The organism is Nostoc sp. (assembly GCF_036917395.1).
In the GTDB taxonomy this organism is placed as follows: domain Bacteria; phylum Cyanobacteriota; class Cyanobacteriia; order Cyanobacteriales; family Nostocaceae; genus Nostoc.
Genome location: NZ_JBALDI010000086.1, coordinates 1 through 26,858 on the forward strand (window position 1 = coordinate 1; position 26,858 = coordinate 26,858).

17 protein-coding genes are annotated in these 26,858 nt (G+C 42.9%); 9 read left to right on the forward strand and 8 right to left on the reverse strand.

Annotated elements, in window-relative coordinates:
- Window positions 1-78: 78 nt before the first annotated feature.
- Complete coding sequence (locus tag V7K46_RS30660; RefSeq protein WP_335120018.1) at window positions 79-474, forward strand: hypothetical protein; 396 nt, start codon at window positions 79-81, stop codon at window positions 472-474.
- 288 nt (window positions 475-762) lie between these two features.
- Here the strand turns inward: V7K46_RS30660 and crtR are convergent, their stop codons facing one another.
- Window positions 763-1,662, reverse strand: coding sequence for a beta-carotene hydroxylase (gene crtR / locus V7K46_RS30665; RefSeq protein WP_335120020.1), 900 nt, complete (start codon window positions 1,660-1,662; stop codon window positions 763-765).
- A 370-nt stretch (window positions 1,663-2,032) separates the two neighbouring features.
- Here crtR and pyk point away from each other — a divergent pair, with 370 nt between their 5' ends.
- Window positions 2,033-3,802, forward strand: a complete 1,770-nt coding sequence (gene pyk, locus V7K46_RS30670) for a pyruvate kinase (RefSeq protein WP_335120022.1) — start codon at window positions 2,033-2,035, stop codon at window positions 3,800-3,802.
- 50 nt (window positions 3,803-3,852) lie between these two features.
- Here pyk and V7K46_RS30675 read toward each other — a convergent pair whose 3' ends face one another.
- Window positions 3,853-5,634, reverse strand: coding sequence for a M61 family metallopeptidase (locus V7K46_RS30675; RefSeq protein WP_335120024.1), 1,782 nt, complete (start codon window positions 5,632-5,634; stop codon window positions 3,853-3,855).
- Between the two features lie 83 nt (window positions 5,635-5,717).
- Window positions 5,718-7,316, reverse strand: coding sequence for a cellulase family glycosylhydrolase (locus tag V7K46_RS30680; RefSeq protein WP_335120026.1), 1,599 nt, complete (start codon window positions 7,314-7,316; stop codon window positions 5,718-5,720).
- 572 nt (window positions 7,317-7,888) lie between these two features.
- Here V7K46_RS30680 and V7K46_RS30685 point away from each other — a divergent pair.
- Window positions 7,889-8,683 carry a hypothetical protein gene (locus tag V7K46_RS30685; RefSeq protein ID WP_335120028.1) on the forward strand — a complete coding sequence of 265 codons (795 nt, stop codon included), beginning with the start codon at window positions 7,889-7,891 and terminating at the stop codon, window positions 8,681-8,683.
- A gap of 450 nt (window positions 8,684-9,133) precedes the next feature.
- On the opposite strand, the gene V7K46_RS30690 is transcribed toward V7K46_RS30685, so the two are convergent.
- Window positions 9,134-9,937, reverse strand: coding sequence for a hypothetical protein (locus tag V7K46_RS30690; RefSeq protein ID WP_335120030.1), 804 nt, complete (start codon window positions 9,935-9,937; stop codon window positions 9,134-9,136).
- A 320-nt stretch (window positions 9,938-10,257) separates the two neighbouring features.
- Between V7K46_RS30690 and V7K46_RS30695 the strand changes: the two genes are divergently transcribed.
- From V7K46_RS30695 to bcsA, 5 genes are all read left to right on the forward strand, one after another.
- Window positions 10,258-11,928, forward strand: a complete 1,671-nt coding sequence (locus tag V7K46_RS30695) for a porin (RefSeq protein WP_335120032.1) — start codon at window positions 10,258-10,260, stop codon at window positions 11,926-11,928.
- Window positions 11,925-14,282, forward strand: coding sequence for a tetratricopeptide repeat protein (locus V7K46_RS30700; RefSeq protein ID WP_335120034.1), 2,358 nt, complete (start codon window positions 11,925-11,927; stop codon window positions 14,280-14,282). Before V7K46_RS30695 ends, V7K46_RS30700 begins: the two co-directional genes overlap by 4 nt.
- A gap of 125 nt (window positions 14,283-14,407) precedes the next feature.
- A complete protein-coding gene (locus V7K46_RS30705) occupies window positions 14,408-15,667 on the forward strand; it encodes a glycosyl hydrolase family 8 (protein ID WP_335120036.1) in 1,260 nt (419 codons plus the stop codon).
- A gap of 182 nt (window positions 15,668-15,849) precedes the next feature.
- Complete coding sequence (locus tag V7K46_RS30710) at window positions 15,850-18,189, forward strand: cellulose biosynthesis cyclic di-GMP-binding regulatory protein BcsB (protein WP_335120038.1); 2,340 nt, start codon at window positions 15,850-15,852, stop codon at window positions 18,187-18,189.
- 51 nt (window positions 18,190-18,240) lie between these two features.
- Window positions 18,241-20,853 carry a UDP-forming cellulose synthase catalytic subunit gene (bcsA, locus tag V7K46_RS30715; RefSeq protein ID WP_335120040.1) on the forward strand — a complete coding sequence of 871 codons (2,613 nt, stop codon included), beginning with the start codon at window positions 18,241-18,243 and terminating at the stop codon, window positions 20,851-20,853.
- Between the two features lie 385 nt (window positions 20,854-21,238).
- Here the strand turns inward: bcsA and V7K46_RS30720 are convergent, their stop codons facing one another.
- The 4 genes from V7K46_RS30720 to V7K46_RS30735 form a co-directional block, all read right to left on the reverse strand.
- Window positions 21,239-21,922 carry a Crp/Fnr family transcriptional regulator gene (locus V7K46_RS30720; protein ID WP_335120042.1) on the reverse strand — a complete coding sequence of 228 codons (684 nt, stop codon included), beginning with the start codon at window positions 21,920-21,922 and terminating at the stop codon, window positions 21,239-21,241.
- Window positions 21,923-22,639: 717 nt separating this feature from the next.
- Window positions 22,640-23,827, reverse strand: coding sequence for a HetZ-related protein 2 (locus V7K46_RS30725; RefSeq protein WP_335120044.1), 1,188 nt, complete (start codon window positions 23,825-23,827; stop codon window positions 22,640-22,642).
- A gap of 865 nt (window positions 23,828-24,692) precedes the next feature.
- On the reverse strand, window positions 24,693-25,043 hold the full coding sequence (locus V7K46_RS30730; protein WP_334792721.1) for a carbon dioxide-concentrating mechanism protein CcmK: 351 nt from the start codon (window positions 25,041-25,043) through the stop codon (window positions 24,693-24,695).
- An 85-nt stretch (window positions 25,044-25,128) separates the two neighbouring features.
- Window positions 25,129-25,440 (reverse strand): carbon dioxide-concentrating mechanism protein CcmK, encoded by a 312-nt coding sequence (locus V7K46_RS30735; RefSeq protein ID WP_335120047.1) that lies wholly within the window; start codon window positions 25,438-25,440, stop codon window positions 25,129-25,131.
- 302 nt (window positions 25,441-25,742) lie between these two features.
- On the opposite strand from V7K46_RS30735, the gene V7K46_RS30740 reads away from it, so the two are divergent.
- A complete protein-coding gene (locus tag V7K46_RS30740; RefSeq protein ID WP_335120049.1) occupies window positions 25,743-26,636 on the forward strand; it encodes an alpha/beta fold hydrolase in 894 nt (297 codons plus the stop codon).
- The last annotated feature ends 222 nt before the right edge of the window (window positions 26,637-26,858 follow it).

The window sequence follows — 26,858 nt, forward strand, 5'->3', positions numbered from 1 at the left end:
AATTCGTAAACAACTCATTCAATTTGACTGTCTTCGAGATGCCATAGAAAATATTCTTCGCACAGCGTCCTAACCGTCTTGGCGATTGCTATATATGGTATTTCAACTGTTATTCTCTTAGCTTTGATGGGTTTTAGTGCGTTCTCGTCTTTGCCGATTGAAAAGAGTGTTTATGCTGCAACAACTTATTCTGCACCTTCGATTGAAACAGCGTCTGTCTCTACACCTGTTGTTGGTAAAACACCATCATACTCAGAACCTGATCTAACCGAGACATGGACTAACGTGAAAAGTGATCGGGCAGTTCAAGTTGCTGGTGTTCAAGCAATTAATCGGATTGTTCCGAACAATAAGTTTATGAAGCCTGTAGAAGCGAAAGGTGGTCAGCTAGTAATTGTTGGTATAAAGGTTAAAAATACAGGGGAAGAGTCTGGAGACGTAATGTGGACAAAGTTCCAGCTTCTTGACAGCTAAGGACGCAAATACAATGAAATTAAGAGTTTTGAGGAGAGCATTAGCGTCAATGCGTGGCTCAAGGAAAATGATGTAGAGGAAGCTGGAAGCCAAATGTTTCCAGGTGAAACGATTAAGACTGCCAAGATATATCGTGTTGCTTCTGATGCGTCTGATTTTAAGTTAGTAGTCAACGGCAAGCTGATTAGCATTAGCTAGAGAATAGGGCTAACAACTATCCACCCCAGTATTTCTATATGAGGTACTGGGGTGTTATCTACCGTCGTTGACTATATAATCCAAAATTATCTATTCTTTGTGGTGATCAAACCGAATTCCTAAAAAAATGTCATAAACAAATTCAAAAAAGTCCTTTTTTTGTAACAATCCTGAAGTTTGATAACATCCTTTTTTATCTAAAAGTGGCTTCATCACATAGTATGCAGGCTGGTAATTATACCAAGGAATAGAAGGCCACAGATGATGAATTAAGTGGTAATTCTGTCCCATAATCAAGATATTCAGAATTGGGTTAGGATAAACGCGAGCATTTTTCCAGCGATCGCGCTCCGCAAAAGGACGATGGGGCAAATAGTCAAAAAATAATCCCAGTGCTATTCCCACCACGAAAGCCGGTATAAACCAAAAATTGAGAATATAACCCAAAAAGTGGTATTGCACTGATATATAAACAATTACACCAACAATCAAGCGGCTGATGAACCATTCTAGTAGCTCATATTTACGCCACAATCGCCGTTGAAAGAAAAACACCTCGTGGTACAAAAACCGCACCGCAATCAGCCACAGCGGACCACCCGTAGAGACATAATGATCTGGGTCGTCCTTGGGATGGTTGACATGGCCATGATGCTGCAAATGCACCCGCGTAAACACTGGAAAAGCAAAAGCTAGCATCAATGCACTGCCATGCCCTAACATCGCATTCATTACCCGGTTGCGATGGGCAGATTGGTGACAAGCGTCGTGAATTACAGTCCCAGCACAATGCAAGGCAATAGTGTTAACACAAAAGCACAACCAGTGCGGCCATTCCCAAAGCCAGTAACCAAAGCTAGATAACACCAGCATTGCCACAGCTACGAAAAACAGCAGTAGCGTGCGATTGAAATCACCAGGAGGCGCTAAAAATTCCTTGGGTGGGATTGTCAGTGGCTTTTGTGCCTCCGATGCGATCTTCTCTAACATTGACTCCTTCTTAACCAAACATTACAAATATACGATAAAGATGAGGGAAGAATAAATTTTTGTAAAGTTTTGTATAGCAAGATTTATCTACAGCTTTGCATATCAGCAGATGAATAACGCTATGATTCCAGACAAAGCCTAGTCTTTACTGACAAGTAGGGGATGAAAATTCGCAAGAAGTTGATCGGATAAACTCCTTTGTCGGGAGGATGGATACAAGATTGATGTACTATATCTAGTCTATCCCACAGCGCCCACTCTCCCATAAACCCTCTCGAACTGCTTATATGTATTGATATAGCAGTGACTGAAAAGGAGATGCCACTCAAGTTACGATGACTTCCCAGATAGCTCCCTAACTTCAGCCCCTATGCAATTAAGAGATTCTCTGCGCCGGACAAAAATTGTCGCTACTATTGGCCCCGCCACTAGCAGTCCTGAAATGCTCAAGGCAATTATTGAAGCGGGAGCCACGACGCTGCGGCTAAACTTCTCCCACGGAACTCATGCCGACCATCAGCGTAGTATTCGCTTAATTCGGCAAACCGCCTTTGAACTAAATCAGCCAGTGGCTATTCTCCAAGACTTGCAGGGTCCAAAAATTCGCTTGGGGAAGTTTGACAACGGGTCTATAATTGTGGCAAAAGGCGATCGCTTCACCTTGACAAATCGTCCGGTGGTCGGTACGCATGAAATTAGCTGTGTCACCTATGATTATTTAGCCGAAGAAGTCCCAGTTGGCGCAAAAATCCTCCTCGATGATGGACGAGTAGAAATGGTTGTGGAGGAGATTAACCGGGACAAAGGTGATTTGCATTGTCGCATTACCGTGCCTGGAAAACTTTCTAATAATAAAGGTGTAAACTTTCCCGGCGTTTACCTGTCAATTAAAGCAATGACCGACAAAGACCGAGAGGATCTGATGTTTGGTCTAGATCAGGGTGTAGATTGGGTGGCACTTTCCTTTGTCCGCAATCCACAGGACATGATCGAAATTAAAGAGCTAATTTCCAGTACAGGCAAGCAAGTGCCAGTGGTTGCCAAAATTGAAAAGCATGAAGCCATCGAACAAATGGAGGCGGTTCTGGCTTTGTGTGATGGCGTCATGGTTGCCAGAGGCGATTTGGGCGTGGAATTGCCAGCGGAAGATGTCCCTGTACTCCAAAAGCGGCTAATTGCTACAGCAAATCGCTTGGGGATTCCCATCATCACCGCCACCCAGATGTTAGACAGCATGGTGAGCAATCCCCGTCCCACTCGCGCGGAAGTATCGGATGTGGCAAATGCGATTTTAGATGGCACAGATGCTGTAATGCTCTCCAATGAAACTGCTGTCGGCGACTATCCAGTAGAAGCCGTGGCGACGATGGCGCGGATTGCCGAGCGTATGGAGCAGGAGGAAGCCCAACACTCAAACCTACGTTCTTTGAGAGATACCCGGCGCTCCATTCCCAACGCTATTAGTCAAGCTGTAGGTCAAATTGCCGAACAATTAGGTGCAGCGGCAATCATGACGCTAACGCAAACTGGGGCAACAGCTCGCAATGTCTCTAAGTTCCGCCCCCAGACACCGATTTTGGCAGTGACGCCCCATGTGAATGTGGCGCGGCAGCTACAGATGGTGTGGGGAGTAAAACCGCTGTTGGTGCTAGGATTACCTTCCACTGGTCAGACATTTCAAGCTGCGATCAATGTGGCTCAGGAGCTTAAGTTACTGTCTGAGGGAGATTTGGTAGTAATGAGTGCTGGCACACTCCAGGGAATTTCCGGCTCTACAGATTTGATTAAAGTTGAGGTGGTGACGGCAATACTAGGTCACGGAATTGGACTGGGACAAGGTTCAGTGAGTGGTCGCGCCCGGGTGGCTAATACTGGCATGGATGTAAGTAACTTTAATCCCGGAGACATATTAGTTGCACCCCGCACTAGTGCCGATTTTGTCGAGGCAATTCGGAAAGCTGCCGGGATTATTACCGAAGAAGAAAGTCTCACAAGTCACGCAGCAGTCATTGGCTTGCGTCTCGGTGTGCCAGTGATTGTCGGCGTGAAGCAAGCAGCGCAGGTGATTCGGGATGGAGCGATTATAACGCTGGATCTGCAACGGGGTTTGATTTACTCTGGGGCGGTGAGAACGCCTTAGCACTGGGGACTGGGGACTGGGAAAAAATTTTCCTAATCCCTAATCCTTGATTAAACAGTTGCGATCGCTACCCCAAGCCATCCAGCAAAGTTTTGCTGCTGCATGGAGTCAGGATGCTCAACAGGTTTTACCTGATATCGAGTCGGACGTGGCAACGCGAGGGTGATGGAATAGATACGCAGTTCGTCTTGGTGGAAAACTGTGACTTCAATTGTATCGCTTGGTCGGTAATCTTTGAGGCGATCGCTTAAACTATTCCCCGTTACCTTAATCCCATCAATTGCTAACAACTCATCACCTGCATCAATTCCCCCTATTTGTGCAGGTGAACCAGTCTCTACAAACTTAATGATTTCCCGCCCGTTCTCTGTATTTATTCTCACACCCAAGTAAGGTTCTTCCTGCTGTTCAACTACCAACTCCAAGCCAAAAAGTTCTAAGTACTGATTCAAGGGCAAATCGTCAGTGCCATCAATATAGCGTTTAAAGAAATCAGTCAAATCGATTCCTGCAACAGATTCTATAACTTCCTGCAACTGTTCTGGGGTATAGCCAATTTCAGCTTGCCCAAATTGCTGCCACATTTTCAGCATTACGTCATCGAGGGAGCGCTGATTATCGTGAGTAGAGCGAATCAGTAAATCCAGCAATAACGATACCATTTCTCCTTTTAAATAGTAAGAAATTTGGGAATTACCGCTATTGGCATCCGGACGATAGAGTTTTATCCAGGCATCAAAACTCGACTCGGAAACGGGTTGTACCTTGCGCCCCGGTGTCGTCTCATATCTGGTAATTTCCTTGCCCAAGTTATTCAAATACGACTGAACATCAAAAATTCCTGCCCGCAAAGGAATTAACAAGTCGTAGTAACTAGTAGTACCCTCACAAAACCACAATGATGGTGTGTAGTTTTCTTGGTCGTAATCAAAAACCTCTAATGCTTTGGGGCGAATTCGCTTGACATTCCATAAGTGAAAGAACTCGTGTGCCACTAATTGGATAAAGCGATCGTACTTATCCTGAGCGCGAAACCCAAAACGCTGGTAAATTAAGGAGCAAGAGTCTTTATGCTCCAAACCGCCAAAAGCTTGGCTAAATAAATGTAGTAGAAACACGTATCGTTCATAGGGCAAACCGCCGAACATCTGCGCTTCTACTTGGACAATTTTTTGGATATCAGCAATCATCTGCTGGGCTTGGAAATTACCTTGCCCCCAGATTGCCAGTTCATGGGGTTTTCCTAAAACCTCAAATTTATACAATTGGTGGCGACCAATCTCAAAGGGAGTATCAACAAGAGTATCAAAATTGCCAGCCAAGAAAGTATTCGTTTCTTCAGCAACGGGTGGCAGGGCAGTAGTTACCTGCCATTCCAGGCGTGGCGGTACGATAGTGACGCGAATGGGTTGCTTCTCACAGCCTGGTATTCTAAAAAATAGTGCCGCACCGTTGAAATAACCGTGGGTGGCATCTAAGTGATTTGTCCGCACCGATAGCTCATTCGCAAAAATACGGTAACGTACAGTTAATTCTGAAACCCCCGTTTTGTCTACCTGCCAGTGATTTTTACTGATCTTGTGCCAAGGTAAAGGCTTATCCTCTGCAAAAGCCACAAAATCCTGTAAATTCTTAGCATATTCCCGAACTAAGTAGGAACCGGGTGTCCACACCGGTAGTTTTAAATCGAGAATCGGCGAGGGGTAATCGACAAGGTGTAAAGTCACCTCAAACAGATGGGTTTCTGGTTGAGACATTTCCACCTGGTAATGAATCGTCGGCCTGGTTTCCTGAACGTTAGTGTTGAGATGAGGTGCTGTTGCTTGAGTCATCTTGTGTGCTGAGTTAATAGTCAATGATTAATGGGATTGGTGATTTCTCCTATCATGACAAATTCGGCTTTTAATTTTTGAGTTCAAATCAAGACGGCGGTTATTTGCTGCGGCTGGTAGTCAGAACCAAGTTTATTGGCACAAAAGCCAGTATCCCGTACTTGATTTGGTTCAATTGTTTTTCCCCACTCCAAAGGAGCCACTAGATACTGTATCGCTCCTTGCTGCTTAAAATCTGCGTTCCAAGAGTTATTAATCTTAGCTTGATTCATCTGAAACGCCAGTTGCCAGTTGTTAACCTTGATATTGCCCTGATTTGTAATTTTGAACCTGACACAAAATCCGGTTTCCCAGTTGGAATAGATGTCAGTAGTAACTTTTAGTTGGGCAGCATCAGTAGGAGATGGAGAGACAGAAGGAATAAGAGTTGGGGAAACAGGAGGATTACTCGGTTGGTCTGGCTGTTGAAGTTGTACAGATGGAAGCAGTTGGGACAGTAATTGCTGCTTGGGTAGATCAACACTTTGCCAATCATCTAGTAAAATTCCGCCTGTATCACTACTATTAGGATTCCAACTCCAGTAAGTAAAGCTCAAGTTATTTTTTTGAATGTATTTCACTAACTCATTTTGCCAAATTCCTTCTTGGGAATTTAAGTCTACTTTCCGTCCCCCAAACTCCCCAATCAAGATGGGAGCAATATTTTCACTAGCGATATAGTTAAATCCTATTTGCCAGCGATCAATTAGATTTTGAGGGAAGTTAGAGGCAGAAAAGTAAGGCTGATTGTATACCCCAGCCCCGTACTCATGAGGAGAATAGACTAGCTTATGAGAACGAGATAAACGTATTGGGTAGCGTTTTACACCTTCTAGATTTCCACCATGCCAATGCTGTGGCAGTTTTTGACCGGGGACATTCTTTTCCACTCCTTCAACGACAATCAGCCAATTAGGATTAACACTGAGAATCGCATTGCCTGCGCGTTCTGCTGCTAATCGCCAGTCAGTATTGATGTTGTTATCACCCCAGCTAGCTTTGCCGTGAGGTTCATTTTTTAAGTCTGCACCAATAACGTTAGCTTGATTTTTGTATCTGATGGCTAACATTTTCCAAGTATCGATCCAGTCTGCTTCCGTAAAGCCGTCTCCATACCACAACTCTGGAATTTGCTGGTCGTTAAGGCGGTGGTTGTCGAGTAGAATTAGCAATCCTTGACGTTCTGCTTCCTGAATAAGTAAGTCCATTATCTCCAAGGGGGTTTTACCTTGAAGTTCTTTGTTGCTGCCAATTTCAAAGTCAATGCCACTTACATTAAGCGATCGCAATCCTGCCACAGAATAAGGTAACCGGATGAGGTTATATCCCAAGCTTTTAATCTGCGCCAGCATTTCTTTATAATCTCGTTTCCATAAACCGTCAGGGGCGTGCGTATCAGTCTCCATACCAAACCAGTTAACACCTCTGGGCAATACAACCTTGCCTTTCGCATCCACAATTCTTCTACCAATTGTTGAAAGTGGTAACTCTATTGGCGTCGCAGCCCTAGAAGCATCTAAATGAATACTAGCAGGTGCTTTAGTCAAAATAATTACTAAAAATACTATTAAACTTAGGGAAAATATCAGTAATTGCTTATGTAACCTCAATCTTCTTGGTTTATTTTTATGGATAACTTGCATACTATTACTTTTATAGGAGGACAATATCTAAGTCAAATTAACAGACAAATATCTAATGGTTTCTACAACAGAAGAATGTTTACAGTATCTTTACGTAATAAGTACTTTTGTAAATCTGATTTTTAGCTGACGATAAATATTCGTAGTCTGATTACAATGCATTTATTTTCCAGCTTTTTATATTACTTAATTAACCTTCCATACGTTTAACCATCCTAATAGTATTAGAGCAATATTTAGCTACTATTGTTTCTGTATTCGCAAAAATTGGATAGTGGAAGTCAAAAACGCTAAAATCTTTGACTGGTAATAGGTATAAATTTCTATCTATATTTTGCATTTCTCTTTATATAATCTGCGGTAGTTGCTTAGTTTACAAAAAGTTTACGTAATTTACTGACTTCTTCATGAGTTGTCTATTGAAAACATCTCGTATCGAGAATAACTTAGATATTAAGGCAGTACAGATATTGACTGACCGTAAAAACTCTATACAAGTTAGATGTGACAAGCGGTAATTAAATCTTCTGCAATCTATCCATAGCCTTTTATTTAACAAAAGTTTTCTGAATATGACACTTTCTGCACTGCAAAAATTCTTAGTACTACCTGCGATCGCTTCTCTAAGTGTATTTTCTTTAATGTCATTTCCCCTTGCTACATTAGGTGATAAGCAAATAGCCATCAAATTCCAGGAAGAACCTATTTTTGACGGAAAACTTAGAGATATCGCTATTCCTTACGTAGTTTTTGCAACTGTACTTAGTATAGGGTCTGGAGTTTCAGCACTTGCTTTCTGTGGTTGGCGAAATTCTTCTAACAAATCAGCAAAAATTCAGCAGGAATTATCTAATCTAGATATGCACTTACAGCAAAAGGAAGCATTACTAAAAGAATGGCAAGTTTCTGAGCCTCGGTTGCAAGTTTCTGGATTGAGCGCTTTTTTAGATGATGAGATGCCTTTTGATCAAGCCTTCAGTTCAAAAAGCGTAATAACTGCATCTCAACCTGTTGAAGCACAAATGCCGATGCACACACAGCTGATAAATCCTGTACCAGAGGTTACAACTAAACAAAATACTACCACCATGACAAATGTTGCTGCTACTTCTGCGTTTACATCTGCCCAAACTTTCCTTGGCTATGCTCAAGAAAATCCGAACAGTACCAAAGAAGTTGCTGCTGCTCGTGAAGTAAATCAAACAGTAATCATGCCATCCGAATTTGAAGATTTGCAAAAACAAATTAAAGAGATGATGTTACAAATGCAGGCAATGCAAGACAATTTGCAACTAACTCCTCAAGCAACAAATGCGGAAGTAGAATCCACAGCTAAATTTCAGATCTACTATAATACTGTTCTTTAAAATCTGCTCAAATCTGTTTATCAAAGTGTAAAAGCTGAAAAGAAACAGGTTTAATGTTCATTACCTACATGTTTGGGTCATAGACAAATAAAAAAGGCAAGGGATTAGAGAAGCAGAGGAGATAATTTAAAGCACTCAAGAGTATAAGAGTATAGAGCAGCCTTTAGGTATGAACTCCCTCTCTGTCTCTTTTGTGAAGCTTCTGAAATTGCCACAACTCTCTTAATGAGGACAAGTACTTTTATCTACAGACAATGCCCACTCAATTGGTGGTTATTGGGCAATTAATAATCTGGATGCCAGCGCTCATATTGAGGCTGGTATTCCAGTTTTTATCTATCAAAAAGAGAGTGATGGATGGCTACAGTACCCCGTCTCAAGTAGTAAGTAGGGTAGGGGTACATAGACATAGACAGGATTATTTTATAGGATTGATGCCCATTTTAATTTTCACCTGAGAAACTCTGAAGGAGTCAGATAGGCATTCGTTTGCCTATTTTTAACTGATGGAAGTAGGGTAGTTTTAGAAGCTATAGATTGCGGCGGGATTTGATATCGGTTTCCCCAACCACCATTTAAGTCTTCCGGTTGCGGACGAGGTGGTATTGTTTTCCCCATAGGTAGGGGTATTGTTAAGGTTTGGCTAACTTGTAAATATTTTTCACCTTCATTAGTAAAACGAATCAACTTGCTTTCAAGCTTTTCAAGCTTTTCAAGCTGTTGATTTTCTGATTTTAACTTTTGAGAGTTTTGATTATCTGGCTGTTCCCACTGACTAGCAGGATCGAAAATAGCTACAAATGTAACGCCATTTTCTGGAAACAGTCGTATTTGTGCTGGATTTGCTTGCCAGACTTCTTGAAAACTACCATCGGGTGAAACTTGCCACAGATTCAGCGCAGCCTCCCATTGTCCCTGTTTCACTTCCACAATTTGACGAGCCAGAATTGAACGGTTAGTATTCGTATCTGAGTTCAGCAAAGCTTCTGCTTGTACTGACACTGGACGCAAATAACGCACAGCAACCACTGTAATCTTGCTAGACTCAGGCAGATTGGTACTACCAACGACGTTGTATACACCTTTACCTGATATAGGTTGTACATTTCTAATTTCCATCCCCACCTTTTCTTGTGCTTTTTGAACACAGCCATAACTGGCAGCTAAAAGCATAAGGCAAATAGCTGCCTGGAGATTAGCAGTAGATAAAGCTTTAAATCTGGGGAAAATAGTCTTTAAATCAAGATTTTTCATGATAAGAAGCAATTTATTGGCGTATTTGCCAATAAATCATATTTTTACCTATTATGCCCAATTTATTTTCATAAATAACAAGTTTTCTCGACTCTTAATCGAATTAGTTGAAAATTACAAAATTTATTGTATGTAGTGGTTACTACTCATTTATTTTGCTAAAGTGGCGACATTCAATAACCTAAATATGTAGTTGTTACCCAACTAAGCTGATGAGGCAAACAGTATTCGATTGTTATAAATTTACTTTTTCAAGTCAGTACTACAAGGTTTATCCACTGCTTTGCACTGTCGTCATCTCGATTTGCTGGGTACTGGCAGTGAGCGAAAAGTCTTCAGCTCAGGTCAACCCATCTCAGCTACAGAGTAGCGACTACCAATTGGGCTTAACAGAACCACTATCAGTACCTAAATTACCTGTCAAGAAGAGTCAATCGCAGTCAGGGTCGCAAACATTGACTCCTCCACCCGTAACGACTGGTGTCGCAGTTGCACCGATCGCCAATCCAGTGGACAAAGTTGTGGAACCCAAACCAGTCAACGATCTCCAACAACTGGAGAGTGTCTTCATCCAGCAGCAGGTAACTGGAAAAGCCCCGGCAGCAGCACATAGTTCTGTTGCACCACGAGTGGCAGCAGGTGGAGACACTTCTGACCTTAATTTAGGATTGCAGGGACAGATAAACGACTCAAAGCCACCAATTAGCTCAGTTGTAACTCCACTGCCACCACTCGCCAACTCGTCTGCAACACAAGAATTCACTGCACCAGCAGCACCAACTTTTAATCAACTACTCAGTTCCCAAACAGCTCCCCTGCCGCCACTTCCCAACTTGCCTGCAACGCAAGAATTCACTGCACCGACAGCACCAATAGCACCAACAGCACCAACTTTTAATCAACAATTACTCAATCCACAGACAACACCATCAGTCCCTAGTCCAACTCCCACACCAAGCACAGCAGTATCAGTAACTACTCAACAACGCCGCCAGCTCACTAGCAGTAGTTTAAGGGAACCCTCTTTACAATTCCAAGGAGTTTATATCACCCAAGGCAGCGACACCACAGCCCGGGCGAGAGTCACGGGAGTCTACCCACTTTCTCCCCAAGCTTTGGTTGGGGCAACCCTAGACTTAACCAGCCAAGGCAGCAGCTTAGATGACTCCCGAAACGAGGGTTTGAATATCAACGAGCTTTATTTGGCGACTTCACTAGCAGGAGTACCTAATCTGCGGTTAGTGATCGGTCAACTAGATTTAACGTCTTATTTTGATAACAACAGTTTTGCTAAAGATGGGGCCAGTCAATTCTTTAATCCGGTGTTTCAAACCAACCCAGCACTGGCGGCGACAGGGATTAGTTCACGCACTGGTTTGTTAGCCGATTGGAGTGTCACCGACAATATTGAAGCCAAAGCAGCAGTCTTTTCGTCAGCAAATAAAATCGGTGAATTTTCTTTAGATGGATTTGCTGGAGAAATCGGCATCCGTTATGGCAATGCAATTATTCGTGGTACTTATGCCAGCGATCGCGACGCTGGTGTTCGTGATAGCTTCCTCGAAAGCTTTAGCATTCCCAGAGGTGACAATCAATTTGGCCCTGAAGCAAATGATCGCGAAGAAGCATATGGTGTCAACGCCGAAGTCTTTATTCCCAATCTGAAATTAGGTTTGTTTGGGCGCTATGGTCGTTACGAAAATCGCACTTTAGGAGAGGGTGCAAATACTTACGTTTTGGGAGCTAGTTTCTTGGATCTGTTTACCCCAGATGACAAACTAGGAATAGCTTATGGACTTCCTCTCTCTAACGATCGCCTCCGTCGTGGAGACCGTCCAGATGTATTAGAAATGTTCTATGATTTTAAATTTATTTCCAATTTCCGGATAGGCTTTTCGGTTCAGGCACGTGATGATTTTTCCGAAACAGTCTTCGGGATCAGGGTGAAATCAGAATTTGATGTCACTCCCAGAGGGAGAATTGCTCAATGAGTCAAAACAATATAAATAAAAGGCAAAAGGCAAAAGCTAAAAAAATTAAATATCGTTCTCTTTTTATTTGTTCATTTTTCCTTTTTACTTACTTATTAACTGTGCCGCCTTTGGGCAGCATTGCCCCTGCTCAAGCACAGAACTTATCAGCATCGGCACAAAAAGGTTTTGCATTATTAAAAAAAGGCTGGATTAATGATGCGATCGCAGCCTTCCAGCAAGCCCTCAAAAGTCAACCGCAATCTTCGCCAGTTAGGTTAGGACTAGCGATCGCTTATCGCAAGGCCGGACGTATTCCTGAAGCTTGGAGTGCTTATCAACAAGTACTGGCGGTAGACCCTAACAACCAACTAGCTTTAAAGACAGTTGGTCTACTGGCTACTTATCGTTCTGAGTGGAACTTAAAAGGAATTGAGGCTCTAACAACTTTATTAGAGTTAAATCCTAATGACTCAGAAGGTCGTGGTTACCGTGCTCTACTCTACTCCTATCAAGGACGATTAACCGAGTCCCTGGCAGACTACGAAATTGCGCTGAACAACAACCCCACACCAGAGGCAGTCGTTGGTGCGGCTCAAACTTATAGTTACAGTGGGGATTTTCCGAAAGCACTGGAGTTATTTAACCGCTATCGCTCCACTGGCAAAGCCATTACAGGATATGCAGCAGTAGCCTACGGTCGCACCTTACGAGAAACAGGCAATCCTGGAGGAGCAGTACAGGTGTTAGAAGCGCAGTTACAGCGCTCCAATAAACTTGACTCAATGGGGATTGAAACTCGTAAAGAACTGGCTGTAGCATACCTTGTCAATCAACAACAAGCCCAAGCGTTGGCGGTCTTAGATGTATTACAGGGAAGGCCAGATGCGATTTTGCCCTTAGCGCGATCGCTCAATGAAATTCGCAAGTACACCAATAATCCTACCCTCACCCAGCAAGTTTTTAATCTCTACAGTCAAGCCCTCCAAACCGATCCCAACCCTTCGCCCAAACTACTGCGGGAAGTCGCTGATGTCTTTAGTGGATTTCCAGAAGGAAGACAAACAGCACTGCAATTGTATCAACGGGTGGCATTAGAATTTCCCAACGATCAAAGTTTGTTAGTCCAGCAACTAGCTTTGGAAAATCAGTTAGGTTTACTCGGTAAAAATGACTTGAGACAGCGTTTAGCGACAGTAATGCAATCATTGCCGAGCGATCGCGTGCAGTTGCAACAGCTAGCTAATGCCTTAGTGAATATTGATCTTCCCGATCCGGAATTTTTACCTGTGTACCAAAATCTTTTACAAATGGGGGTTAACGTACCGTTTTTGAATTTCCGGGTGGCACAAATGTATGTGCAGCACCAAGACTTGAATGGCGCAAGGCTTGCCTTGGCAGCTTACACAGCTACCCCCGCAGGTGCTAAAGACCTCGCACCCCAGTTGCTAGCAGCAGAAATTGAGCGTCGTGAGGGTAGTCTGGAAGCTAGTGCCCAGCGTTACCAAGCTGTGCTTGCTAGCAAGCCAAATAGTAGCGATATTATTAATGCTGCTTTGGGCGGACTGGCTGGAGTGCGACTGCAACAAAAGCGTTTTGATGAGGCTGTGACAGTTTATGACCAATTGATAGCTCGCAATCCTCAAAATTTGTCGATTCAACTAGGGCGTGCTAGTATCGCCTATCAAGCCAAGCGAATCTCCCAACCAGAAGCAGAGGCAGTTCTCAACAATTGGTTAGCTACACAACCTGCAACCAATACTCCTCCAGAACTATACAGTTTGTTAGAAGCGTTGCCTGCTGATCCACAAAGAGAAGCTTTATATAGTTACCTATTAGAAACTGACCCTACTTCCATACCATTACAACTGCGCTTGTTACAAGTGATAGCAAAACGTAATCCAGCCCAAGCACAAGCACGGATGAAGCAGTTGATTGCTCGTATTCCCAACACTCCTGACTCATCCCAGTTGCAGGCAGAGTTGGCTCGATCTGTAGGTGATTTGAATTTGGCTAGCAGTACCTATCAGAATATTTTGGCGCAGCAACCAGATAACATCGATGCCCTAGCGGCTTTAGGCGGAATTCGCTTTGAACAGCGCCGCTTTGAATCGGCACAGGAGATTTATGCTCAAGTGTTGGCACAAAAACCGGAAGACAAAGACGCACGCCGCGCCCTGGCTGGATTGAATGCGATTTTAGATCAGCCTTTGACAGCATTAGCACAGCTAGAACGATTGCAACTAGAAACAGCCGCCGAAGGAGGAACCGATAGTGATGCATCTCGGCAAATACAGCAAATTCAAACAGACTTTTTGCTCCGACGAGGATTTCAACCCCCTTGGCAAGACTATCAACGTCGAAACAGGAATTAGCGATCGCTTAAATTTCTTCATGAAAGTTAATTTTGAACAACTACAAGGGAACAATAAGGGCAGGAAAATGGTACTTTCACACTCTCCCTATCGGCTAATATTTTACAAATCAAACTGTTCTTAGGATGTGGCACTTCCCAAGAGTGGCAGCTATTGCCAGCCTAATTGGTTTATCTGCCTGTGTCTCTAGTTACTGGGCAGCAAAACCCAAAACACCGGATGATCGAACTCCGGTAGCAAACGTCCCCACTGAAGGTAGTAGTCAAAATCTCACTGGATTGTTAACTGATCTTCCTGAATCCACCCCCAACCGGGAATTACTAGCTCAAAGCTGGGATAACTACCGCCAAAGATTTATTCAGTCAGACGGACGGGTGATTGATTACGAAGCAAGCGATCGCTCAACTAGTGAAGGTCAAGCCTATGCTTTGCTACGAGCAGTACTTATTAATGATCCGGCAACTTTTGCCCGGACTTTAAACTGGTCAGAAAATAACCTCCAGCGCCAAGCGGGTGGTAAAGGCACAGATAGTTTGTGGGCTTGGAAATGGGGACGAAAGAAAGATGGTAACTGGGGTATCATCGACACCAACTTTGCCAGTGATGGAGATATAGATGCGATTACTGCCCTAATTTTGGCATCACGGCGTTGGCATCGACCCGAATACTTGGAACTGGCAAAACTTAAACTGCAAGATTTATGGAACCTGTCCACCATCTCAGAACCACAAGGTAAGCGCTACCTGTTACCAGGGCCTGTGGCTGCATTTGTCCCGAATGCATCTACCTTTTACCTGAATCCCTCTTATTTTGCTCCTTATGCTTTTCGCATCTTTGCACAAGTTGACCCCCAACATGATTGGTTGAGTTTGGTAGACAGCAGCTATCAAGTGCTAGAAAATTCGGCAAAGCTTTCTAGCGTGGGTTTACCCAGTGACTGGGTAGCTCTAAATACCAAAACAGGACAATGCCAAATCCTCCCAGCATCTAGTACTCTCAAGAGTTTGTATGGCTTTGATGCCTATCGAGTCTGGTGGCGTTTGTCGTTAGATGCTGCCTGGTTCAACTCACCCCAAGCGCAACGCTATCTAGCGACATCCACTCAGCACCTGCAAAAACTGTGGAGTAAACAATCGAGTCTACCAGCACGCATTGATCTCCAAGGGAAACCATTAGTGGATTACGAAGCTACATCCCAATACGCTATGTTGTATGCCGCCATGCAGTTGGTAGAACCAGGAATAGCTCAAGAACTGCTTGTAAAAAAAATACTGCCTGAATACAAACAGGGAATTTGGGGAGACCAATCTGCTTATTATACCCAGAATTTGGCTTGGTTAGGATTGCTACCTCCAAAGACAATTCCCCAGCGACTGCTTAAATGACATTGCCTGACACTGAGTTAGAGCACAGGCTTCCCAAATAAGCTTTACTCTCAGCAGACTGACTCTGGTTGATTTCGTTTAAAAAATCCGATGGGAGGATTTTTAAGTTCTAAAAGCAACTAATTAATTGTGCTTTGTACGTAAATATTTTGAGTAAATTAACACTAAAATCACGCTCTACCATGAAGCAGTTGTTTCATCTTTCCCAACTTAGTAAAAAAGCAATTATTGTTACTTCGTGCTTTTTTTTGTTTCCTAATTCATTATTCAGCGCTCAAGCTCAAACCAAAGGCGATCTGCAACAGCAAGTAACTTTATTAGCTCAAGCAACGACATCAGAAAATAGTAGTAAAGCAGACTTAAAAGCTCCTAGTGCCAAGAACCTGGCAACTTACATCCTAGAATTTAATCGTAGTCCGATTGTGGGCAACCGAATGCGCTTGCGTGGGGTCTACTCAGAAGGTCGTCTTGCCTTTACTCGTCCTCGTGGCTGGAAACTAGATCGGGGTAAGGTACAAGCTTTAATCCGTTTTCAACACTCACCAGCACTGTATGCCAATCGCTCCAACCTGACTGTGCTAGTCAATGGCACCAGTGTCGGTAGCGTACCACTCAACCGCAAAGAGTCCCAAGTAGGTCAAGTACTGTTCAATATCCCACCAAAGCTGATTCAAGACTATAACGAACTCATATTGGTGGCACAGCAGAATAACACCCTCGAATGTAGCGACCCTAGTAGCCCCGACTTATGGACAGAGATTCTGCCAGATTCTAAATTAATCTTGAACTATGAACGGCAGCCGACTCCCCTGAATTTCAGCCGCTATCCTTATCCTTTCTTTGACGAACTCGGCTTAGAAACTAACCAAATTGCTTACTTGCAACCGAGTCAAGTTAATCAATCCTGGTTGACAGCAGCAGCTCGTTTACAAGCGGCATTGGGGAGAATCGCAGATTTTCGCCCGATTCAGACGAGCTTGGTGTCTGATGTTGCAAGTGTGAAGGCAAACGATCGCTTGGTAATCATTGGGACTCCAAATGAGCAACCATCTCTAAATACTTGGAAGAATTTGCCCCTGAAAATCATCAGTAATCAAATTATTGATCGTGATAACAACCCTGTACCAGATGAAACAGGGGTGTTAATGATCACTAAAACTGAAAAGAGCGGGGTTCCAGTTTTAATTGCCACTGGCAACAGCACAAAAGCTGTGGAAAAGGCAACCCAATTTTTATCACAGCCAGACTTGCTCAAAATAGGGACTGGTCAGGTAGTTTTCGTCAATACTCTCAAAGAAGGTTTGACACCAGGACTCCGCCAGTGGCCTCGTTATTTGCCAGAGCAAAATTCTTTTAAACTGGGCGACATCAAAACCCAGGTAAATGGTGAGCCGTTTAGTGATGTTACTGTACGGGGCATGGGAGCACCGCCAATTGAAGTTGATTTTCGCGCTTTACCAGATGATAGGTTTGTTCGGGGTAGTTCCATGAATCTGGTGTACAGCTACGGGCCGCAGGTTAATCCTAGAACTTCTGCGATCGAAGTTTTACTGGATGGAGTTTTCATTGGTGGGGCCCGTCTTGATTCTGAGTCGGGAGAAACTCACAAAAACCTCAAAGTCAATTTGCCGGAAAACTTGGTCAAACCTAACTCGAAACTACAAGTTTTTTTCCGGATGAATCCTAGAGAACCGTTTGACAAACAGAACTGTCTTCAGCCACCAGATCAACAACTTACAGGCACGGTGCATTCTGATACTAGCTTCGACCTGAAACGGGAAATCTCTACACAACTACCAGACTTGAACCTGCTGAAATTCGGTTTTCCCTTTGCTGCACCACAGGATTTGTCCCAGACGGCGATTGTAGTCCCACAAATCCCCTCGAAGACAGATGTTTTAACCTTGCTAGCCTTTAGCGAACGCTTAGGAAGGCTCAGTCAAGCAGATGCCGTCAAACTAGAAGTTTACACGCCAGATGCCTTGCCGACAAAAGTCCGTAAAAATGACCATTTGGTAGGAATTGGAACGCGAGAAGAGTTTCCTTTTCCTGAAGTGTTTAATTCCAGTGGCTTTAACTTGAGTCAGGCATTTTCCCGCTCTTCTGCCTATGCTGTGGTTCAGACCCCACAGGACACACAAGGCATGATTAAGCAAATTATCTCTCCTTGGAACAGCGATCGCGTCGTTCTGGCTTTAACATCTCAAACTGAAACTGGTTTAGAGCGAGTGCGACAAGTCCTCAATCAAGATCCGTGGTTCTTTCAACTCAAAAAGGATACGGTGCTAATTAGTAGCGATCAAAAAGACCCAGTTTCCTACGATGCTGATGCCTATCAACTACAGTTTTTCCAAAGCGCCCCGAACACTCGTCGTTGGGAAAATACTAGTCTCCTCAGTAAGGCATCACGCTTTTTACAAGAAAATTGGCTATTGCTACCTGTAGGCATTTTGAGTATCTCTCTAGTTCTTTACGGCATTGTTCAGTTGTATCTGAAGCGGCTAACTGCTGACAAAAAGTAGACTCTTTCGGTTAAATATCGCCAATTTTAAATTTCAAAATTTAGATCCAAAATGTCTTCTTCCCCAGATATATCGTCTCGTAAATCACGCGATCGCCAGCGCTTCAAATTGAGCAGTTGGCTGATTGATATTACCCCCCGATTTTTTGACCGCACTCTCCAAAGGGTGGGTGTGAAACACTTTAAATGGTTTATCCTGCTGCTATTGTTGCTCTCAGTGCCACTGATTGTTACCCCAATAGAAGTTTGGCAGCAGGGATTGGTAGCAGTGTTTCTTGTGTTACTTGGTCAACTGATAATACACGCAGAGTTTCAAGAGGACTCTTCAGAAATCAGCCAGTATTATCACTTATTTCTGCTGTGGCTGAGTATGGTAACAACGCTGCGTTATTTATACTACCGTACCAGCTATACCCTTAACTTTGATGGTTGGCTCAACAGCATTGCTTGCCTATTATTGTTCGCTGCTGAACTTTATGCCATCCTCACCTTAGTACTGGCGTACTTTCAAACCCTGAAAATTCAAGAACGCCAACCAGTTAATCTCACAACCATTCCTGTTGAGGAATGGTACAAAGTTGATATCTACATTCCCACTTACAACGAAGACGTGGAGATTGTTCGTAAGACTGCCGTGGCAGCCTTGGCTTGTGATTATGCTCCTAATAAAAAACAGGTTTATGTCCTTGATGATGGTCGTCCAGAAAAGTATAAAGAGAACGACCCACGTCGAGAACAGTTTAGCAGCCGACGGGAACAGCTACGGCAAATGTGCCAAGAACTCGGCTGTATACACATGACACGGGACAATAACGACCACGCTAAGGCGGGTAACATTAATGCTGCCTTTTACAAAACTGGCGGCGATTTAGTGTTGATTTTGGACTGCGACCATATCCCATCACGGCAAATTCTCCTGCATACAATGGGTTTTTTCTTCGATCCCAAAGTATCGTTTGTCCAAACTCCCCACTGGTTCTATAACCCCGACCCCTTTGAACGTAATTTGGTCACCAAAGGTAGAATACCCGCAGGTAATGAACTGTTTTATAAGGTACTGCAAAAAGGTAACGATTTTTGGAATGCCGCCTTTTTCTGCGGTTCTGCAGCATTAATCCGCAAATCCCACGCTTTAGAAGTTGGGGGAATTGCAGTGGAAACAGTGACGGAAGATTGCCACACTGCCTTGCGATTGCATTCGCTGGGTTACAAATCTGTCTACTACGACAAAATTATGGTGGCTGGTTTAGCACCAGAAACGTTTTCTTCTTATGTAGGGCAACAAGTGCGTTGGGCAAGGGGGATGGCGCAGATTCTGCGATTGGAAAACCCCGTTTTTAATCCGAAGCTGAACCTGACAGTTGCTCAGAGGATTTGTTATTTCAGTGCAACTTCACACTTTTTGTATGGCTATCCCCGTCTAATATATGCGATCGCTCCTCCGCTATTTTTATTATTTGGCATTAACTCTGTCCAAGGTTTGGGTTTAGAAACTCTAGCCTACGCCCTACCCCATATTCTCCTCTCGCTTTTTACTAACTACATCATTTACAAAAACGTCCGGTTCTCGTTCTGGAACGAAATTTTTGAATTTGCAATGGCTTTCCAGGCTGGGTGGGTGACCATGTTAGCACTGTTTAATCCCAAGCTGGGTTCATTTAACGTTACCGACAAAGGAACATCTATAACCAAACGCACCTTTGATTGGGAATCGATGCGTGGTCTTTTAGTGGTAACAGGACTTGTAGTCTCTTCCTTGCTGGCTGTTCCCTATTGGCTGCTGCTACGTCCTGAAGATTGGCAAGCAGTCTTAGTTAACACCATGTGGTCTATTTTTAACCTGGTTTTACTGATAGCTGCTTTGTTGGTTGGTTTTGAACAACCGCAAGTACGTTCTGCCCACCGTTTACAGCGTCGTCTCCCCATCTTAATTACCAGTAACAGTCAAACAATCATGGGCAAAACGGTGAATATATCGGAAACTGGGGCATTAATTTCCTTGGAAACCTGGCCCAATTTACTGGATGAAGTGGAAGTTGAGGTGATGGGAGATTATACTGCTAGCGCTTCCCTAACGGCGCAGATTGTCCGAGTCTCCCCTATTAATGATAGAGAAACGCTTTTAGCAGTTGATTTTGTGAAGCTCAATAACGCCCAACGCGATGCTTTAACTCTAGTTTTGTATTCTGATGTGCAGGAGTGGTATTCTCAAAAGGGGCAGTATGTAGACCGACCCATAGCTTCCCTTGGATTCCTCGCTACGAGTCTGACTCGGGCCTTGCGTGACATCAAACAAACTAGCCGTAAAAAGGTACGCAAGCAGGTAAATAGCAATAGCCAACTCTACTGGGATGGTAACTTCTTTTTTGGAGTAGCCACAGAACTAGGAACAACAGGTTTGCGCTTGGAAATAGAAGATAAAAAAGCCGTGTCTTCTCACAAAATGCTAGGACAACAGGATTTGCACACGATGCGAACTGTTAAACCATTAGTTGGTTTACTGTTGAATGAGGATGGGGATAATGTCTCATCTAACCGATTCGTTGCCGAAATTTATGTAGTAGAAGAAGAGATAAATGGCAAGATTGCGATCGAGTTAATTTTTCCAGATAAATTCAAAGAACGCCAAGACACCAAAATTAAACAACTGTTGCAGGTTCTGTAGCAGAAGTATTTGACTAGATTTTGATTAGCGCAAGCTTCATTTTAGTCCAGATGTTGCTTGCGCTTGGGAGTGTTTTAAACAGAACTAGCCCTTTCAAGGTCATCCGTGAGAGGTTAAAATAAAGCGCATTTTGTCAATCAGTTAAAATACCGAAAATCGTCTTATTTGAGTCTTATTGAAAATGATAATCGTGCAGGGGTGAGGGTTGTACTTGACTACGAATTTTAGATAAAAGATTTTTTTGTTCATGCCCCGCCCCGGACAACTCTTGGAGACGCTAACGCGTAGCTTGCTTCCCCGTAGGGGTACGTCCCGCAACGCTTTCGTGGGCAGAACAAATCAAAAATTCTCAATTTAAAATTCGGCTTGCCCCATACCATAGCAATCACACTTTGCCAGCCAAGTTCATCAACTGTTTGAAGTTCACAAGATAAGTAATATTGTTAGCGCTGTCAATGTTAATCCACCCTTTTTCATGCAGCTTTTCCATGATTTTGGTGGTTTCTTCAACACCAATTTCTGTTACCTCTGCTAAATCTTTAAAGGGAATGTTAAAAATTTCTCTTCCTAAGTCTGATTCCTGACCATAGTTTTCGCCTAAAGTCACTAGGGTATGGGCGAGTTTGACTGCTGGTGGTGAAGACCGCATTTGTAAGCGCAGGTTAATTTGCCGCAATCGCCGCACCATCAGTTGCAACATGCGGTGATGTAACTGCGGGTCTTTAAACAATATTTGAATAAAACGCTCTCTGGAGATACTAAGCAACTTCACGGGTGAAAGGGCAATGACATCGGTTGAGCGTGGAGATTCATCCAAAATTGCCATTTCTCCAAAAAAATCGCCACGGCCAAAAATTGCCAGAGCTACTGAATCTTCCCCGACGGTACGCCGGACTTTGACCCAACCAGAAACCACGAAGTAAACGGCGTTACCCCAGGCATCTTCCATCACAACAGCTCGCCCAGATGGGTATTCATGTTCAATTGCAACGTTGAGCAGCCATTCCAAAGTCTGTGGATTGGCTGTACTCATTAAGGGGAAAAGTTCACTAAAAACCTCAGTTAGCATGAAATATTTGCAAAAAATGGATTCAAGAGTGGGAAACTAACTTTGCTACTATAAGTTTGTTTAAATCGTAATCTTACTCAGAATATGATCGCAAAATCTGTATTTATTTGAGATGAACCTCTAAGGTTGATCGGTCTAGGGTTCCATTACAACATAACAATTATCTATGTGATCGAAATCAGCAGTTTTACTGACAGACTTATGATTTGGTGTTTGTTGATGGATTGCTATCTAGTGCCAGTATTTTGATCTATTTATCTAAATTTTTTACTAATTCATTCAGGGCAACCAAAGCCTCTAATTGCTGAAAGTCAAGGGTAGGATTCAGTAAAAGCCGTTTTTGTAGTTCATGTAACTTGAAGCTTAGTTGCTGAGAAATTCCTCAGGCATGGCGAATCATTTAATTCACCCTCTGAAGACAACATAGATTTGATTGCCTAGTGTTTATTTATATACTACTTCGCCTTTAATTTAGTAGGTAGTTAATAAATTGGACTTTGTTCGATTGTTAAAATTTAAATTATATATACCTAAGTAGAAGATGAATTTCAGATGTGGATTGGGGATAATATTGAGTTACGATCTGCTGTAGTAAGTGAGGGATGAGGGGATGAAGATGCTCCAAGAGCAGAGGGGAGGAACTTGTGATGAATTCCCCTCTGCTCTCCTGCTCCTTGTGTCCCACGGTTTGAATTGATCAACTAGATGCCTCACAGCCTACTCCTGAGTTCTTAAAGCTTGGGCAGCAAGATAGACTTTTGTCCATTCGCCTAGCACTTGATGGGTTTTGAGTTTTAAATTTTGGGCTATTGCTTCTATTGAGTTACCTGCTCTTTGCAAATCTAGAATCTGCCGCTCCAGAGGAGTCAATTTTTCATAAAGTTGCTGCCATTGATTTTGTGTTAATCCCAAGTTATGTTCTTGTAAGGAAATTGAGAGCCAGCTGTCTACGAGTTCTGGTTTACCTTTAAGAGCAAAAACCCGCACGGCGTGGTAACTAATTTTTTCTCGCAGACGGTATACTTCTTTAGTCTGCTTATTTAATCTGTGGGCGATCTCTTCCTGGGACTTACCTTGTAAATACAGTCGTAGCCACTCCACTGCATCTGTCCCCAGATTTTCTTGTAAATAATTTTCAAATTCTTTTTGTACTGATTGACGCAGCGCTTGTTGTTCCTCTAGTTGTTGTGCTTGTTGATATTCTGCGATCGCCTGACTATCCACTAAGTTAACTCGATTCTCACTGTCGTCTGTGAGAACTTCTTCCGACACCAGTCTAATTAAGTCACGGCTTGGCACTTGAGTTAAGCCACCGCGCTGAGTGCGACGCAAGTAATTTACAAACCGATAAGCTAATAGGGGTTGATTGCGTACTGGCCGCAGACAATATTCTTCTACACTGGCAAATAGCAGAGCATCCCCCAATCGTCGATCGGTTGTATATTTGGCAATATCAGCCATTTGCTGTTGCATGTGGCTATCGCTTTGCAGTAATTCTTGGAGTACTTCTTGCAAGACATCGATCACGCTGCGCTGGCGATCGCGGCTCAGGGCAACCCATGTCTGAATTTTATTTCGTAATGTGACTAAACTTCCCAGTCGCGTTATCAAGTTGCGATAAGCACGCTCTCGCCCCAGCCCCAAGTAGCGTTGACGTAAAATCCTCCAGCGATATTCCATCGCTTGCTTGGCGATATCTAGTTCCTTAGGGTTAAACAGATCAAACCGTTTTGAGTCAGATCCAAATAGCCAGAAAATAATACTTTGTCTAGCAGCTTCACTTTGTTCTGGACATTCCGCAGCCAAGCGCTTTCGCCAATCTAGAGCTAGTTTTTCCACATCCTTTGTCATAGCGAGATTGCGCTCCTCGAAACTCAATTTTGAAGTTTGCATCACAACCCCCATTTGTCCCACCTAATTGTTTAACTGGCAGTTGCCCCGGATTTCATGAGTTTCATGAAAACATCTCAGTGATTCCACTTTTATTACGTCTTAATTCACTAGAATTATGCAAAAATTTTTGCATTGGTGTTTTGCTTTCAATTTCAAAGTGCTCTAAATCCATGAAAATCAAGCATTTCTGCCAATTCTGTTAATTTAAATTTTTTGTTAAGTTATGTTGTTTAACTGAAAACAGAAATCTGCCTCCTAGAGTGGTGAGGATACACCTTTGCAGGAGATGGGTTGCAAAAATCTGATATTTTATAACCGAGCCGAGGAACGAATCTAATTTTACTCAATGTCAGACGTTATTTCACTCGTATAAGTTTCGACCCTCTATAACCTCTTACGTAGTTATATATTTAGTTTTATTTTATACTACATTCTTTTAAATAAGAATTCAGAAGCAGATATGAAACTCTGCTTCTGAATTCTTATTTGATAATAAATTTTAGATAAATCCGATCGCTATAGCTTGGAATTAACCCCAGTATGCCACGTAGCGATGTCTACGACGGGCTATGCCTAGGCTATTCTAGTAGTAAGGATATAATGATCGCTTATTTATCCTCTGTGACGTACCTACACTTCCTGAGTACAGGTAAGTGTAGGTACGTCACCTTATGCAAAATCTAAAAACTGTAAGAATGTAATCCTCTAAAGTTTTGATAGTCATAAGCCTCGCAAGAGACTTCTCTTTAAATTCATTGATGGGGATTCTTCGTTTTGAATTTTGAGAGAAGTCATCGCGCTGGCTTCCAGCGAGATGAACTTGGGTAATTTTGAATTCTCTGTTCGCGTAGCGCCTTTGCAGGAGAAGGGGTTGACTTTATCGCCCGTTCGATGATCTAACAATGGGACTTTCTACAGATTCTCGATACTGTTGAACTTGTTCTGTGTAAGCAATTGGCAGAACAGCTTCAACGTTTTCATGGGGACGAGCAATAATCACCCAGGATTCCAGTGTACCGCCAAAAACATTTTCTGCGGCTTCAATACCAGCAGCCATAGCTGTCTTTACTTCAGAAACATCACCACGAATATTAACTGTAAAGCGAGCACTACCTACTCTGATATAACCAACAAGGGTGACTCGACCAGCTTTTAGCATAGCATCTGCTGCTGCTAGCACCGCAGGAAAACCTTTAGTTTCGAGTGCTCCAACTGCTTGTAATGACATTATTAATCTCCTGTATGAATAAACGATATGGGGGCTACAAGTTAATTGTACGAAGCTTCGCTACAGATTTTGATAGCAAAATTGCTTAGGATATACGGAAAGGTTCTGATTCTTCAGTGAAATGGATTGGTAATATGGTTTCCACATTTTTCGGAGGATTAGGAACGATGTAGTGGGTAATTACTGCACCAACCTTGACTTGCTCTCCAGCTGCGATTCCGGCTTCAACAGCTCTTTTTACCTCAGCAACGTGTCCCCGGACGGCGACTAACAAACGAGCGCTTTCAGCTTGACCATAGTACACAATTGTGACTTCGCCAGCTTTGACCATTGCATCTGCCGCTGCTAAGACACTAGGAAAACCTAAAGTTTCAATTACGCCAACCGCCATTGGCATGGCATTAGCTCCTGGATTAAGGGATAGGCGACTTTAATTGTACGTGGCTTTAGTCCCAATTTTGACATTTTGGAAAACTTTCTTTGATACCAGGATTCTGTGGGAGTGGGGAGTTAGGAGTTAGGAGTAAAGCCGAAGACGCTCCGCCTCCGGTTAGGAGTTGGGAGTTAGAATGTTTTGATAGCCGCTGGTCTATGTTTTATATATTATAAGTAATATCTCAGCGTGTTAGTTTGTGTAATTTTGTTGTTTAACAAAATCAGCAATGCATGGAAGCAAACTAGTACGATAAACTAAAATTTATGTTTCCGAATTTTCTTCCTACAGCAGTTGGGCAGCTGACAGAATCTGCCTCGATCGCACTAGCTCGGAGTATTCAAACAACTGCAATCGCTACTCCCTTAACTAATCAACCAGTTACCACAACCTATGTCAAGCAAGGGAGTGGTGGAACTCCTATTTTATTAATTCACGGCTTTGACAGTTCCGTATTAGAATTTCGTCGGCTTTTGCCACTACTCTTTGGAGATAATGAAACTTGGGCAGTAGATTTGTTGGGTTTTGGGTTTACAGATAGACTCTCAGAAATTGCTTATAGCCCAACTGCGATTAAAACCCATCTTTATTATTTCTGGAAAAGCTTGATTAACCAACCTGTAATTTTGGTGGGTGCTTCGATGGGGGGTGCGACGGCGATTGATTTTACACTGACTTATCCGGAAGTAGTAAAAAAGCTGGTGTTAATTGACAGTGCTGGTTTAACAGGTGGTTCACCATTAAGTAAATTAATGTTTCCCCCGTTGGATTATTTAGCAACTCAATTTTTGAGTAATCTTAAAGTGCGCGATCGCGTTTCACGCATTGGATATAAAAATCAAAGTCTTGCCTCTATTGATGCTCTGTGTTGTGGTGCATTACATCTACAAATGCCCAATTGGCATCAAGCTTTGATTGCTTTTACTAAAAGTGGTGGTTATAGTGCTTTTAGATTTCAAACTTTATCACAAATTGTACAACCAACGCTAATTTTGTGGGGCGATTCTGATAAAATTTTAGGTACTGAAGATGCCACAAAGTTTAAAAGGGCAATTCTACACAGTACTCTCGTCTGGATTCAAAATTGTGGTCATCTCCCACACTTGGAACAACCACAAATTACTGCGCAGCATATTTTAGACTTTCGAGTTGAATTGTAGTTGAAACCCAAAAAATCTGATGCATCTATTGCAACTTGTTGGGTTTATTTGGGAAGAACGTGTCAAGACAGCACAACTATCAATAATTTTTATGTAACGCCCAAGTGTAAAGTTTTTCATCTATTGCTAATGGCTTTTGTCAAAGTTACTATTTTTCTTTTTAATAATGTCACTTTCACATAATTTTAAGGAACTCTGTAGCTAGAGCGATCGCAAATCTGT

Bases quoted from the DNA above. Each gene is read 5' to 3' on its own strand.
- crtR (WP_335120020.1), bottom strand. From the start codon at position 1,662: ATGTTAGAGAAGATCGCATCGGAGGCACAAAAGCCACTGACAATCCCA.
- pyk (WP_335120022.1), top strand. From the start codon at position 2,033: ATGCAATTAAGAGATTCTCTGCGCCGGACAAAAATTGTCGCTACTATT.
- V7K46_RS30675 (WP_335120024.1), bottom strand. From the start codon at position 5,634: ATGACTCAAGCAACAGCACCTCATCTCAACACTAACGTTCAGGAAACC.
- V7K46_RS30680 (WP_335120026.1), bottom strand. From the start codon at position 7,316: ATGCAAGTTATCCATAAAAATAAACCAAGAAGATTGAGGTTACATAAG.
- V7K46_RS30685 (WP_335120028.1), top strand. From the start codon at position 7,889: ATGACACTTTCTGCACTGCAAAAATTCTTAGTACTACCTGCGATCGCT.
- V7K46_RS30690 (WP_335120030.1), bottom strand. From the start codon at position 9,937: ATGAAAAATCTTGATTTAAAGACTATTTTCCCCAGATTTAAAGCTTTA.
- V7K46_RS30700 (WP_335120034.1), top strand. From the start codon at position 11,925: ATGAGTCAAAACAATATAAATAAAAGGCAAAAGGCAAAAGCTAAAAAA.
- V7K46_RS30705 (WP_335120036.1), top strand. From the start codon at position 14,408: ATGTGGCACTTCCCAAGAGTGGCAGCTATTGCCAGCCTAATTGGTTTA.
- V7K46_RS30710 (WP_335120038.1), top strand. From the start codon at position 15,850: ATGAAGCAGTTGTTTCATCTTTCCCAACTTAGTAAAAAAGCAATTATT.
- bcsA (WP_335120040.1), top strand. From the start codon at position 18,241: ATGTCTTCTTCCCCAGATATATCGTCTCGTAAATCACGCGATCGCCAG.
- V7K46_RS30720 (WP_335120042.1), bottom strand. From the start codon at position 21,922: ATGCTAACTGAGGTTTTTAGTGAACTTTTCCCCTTAATGAGTACAGCC.
- V7K46_RS30725 (WP_335120044.1), bottom strand. From the start codon at position 23,827: ATGGGGGTTGTGATGCAAACTTCAAAATTGAGTTTCGAGGAGCGCAAT.
- V7K46_RS30730 (WP_334792721.1), bottom strand. From the start codon at position 25,043: ATGTCATTACAAGCAGTTGGAGCACTCGAAACTAAAGGTTTTCCTGCG.
- V7K46_RS30735 (WP_335120047.1), bottom strand. From the start codon at position 25,440: ATGCCAATGGCGGTTGGCGTAATTGAAACTTTAGGTTTTCCTAGTGTC.
- V7K46_RS30740 (WP_335120049.1), top strand. From the start codon at position 25,743: ATGTTTCCGAATTTTCTTCCTACAGCAGTTGGGCAGCTGACAGAATCT.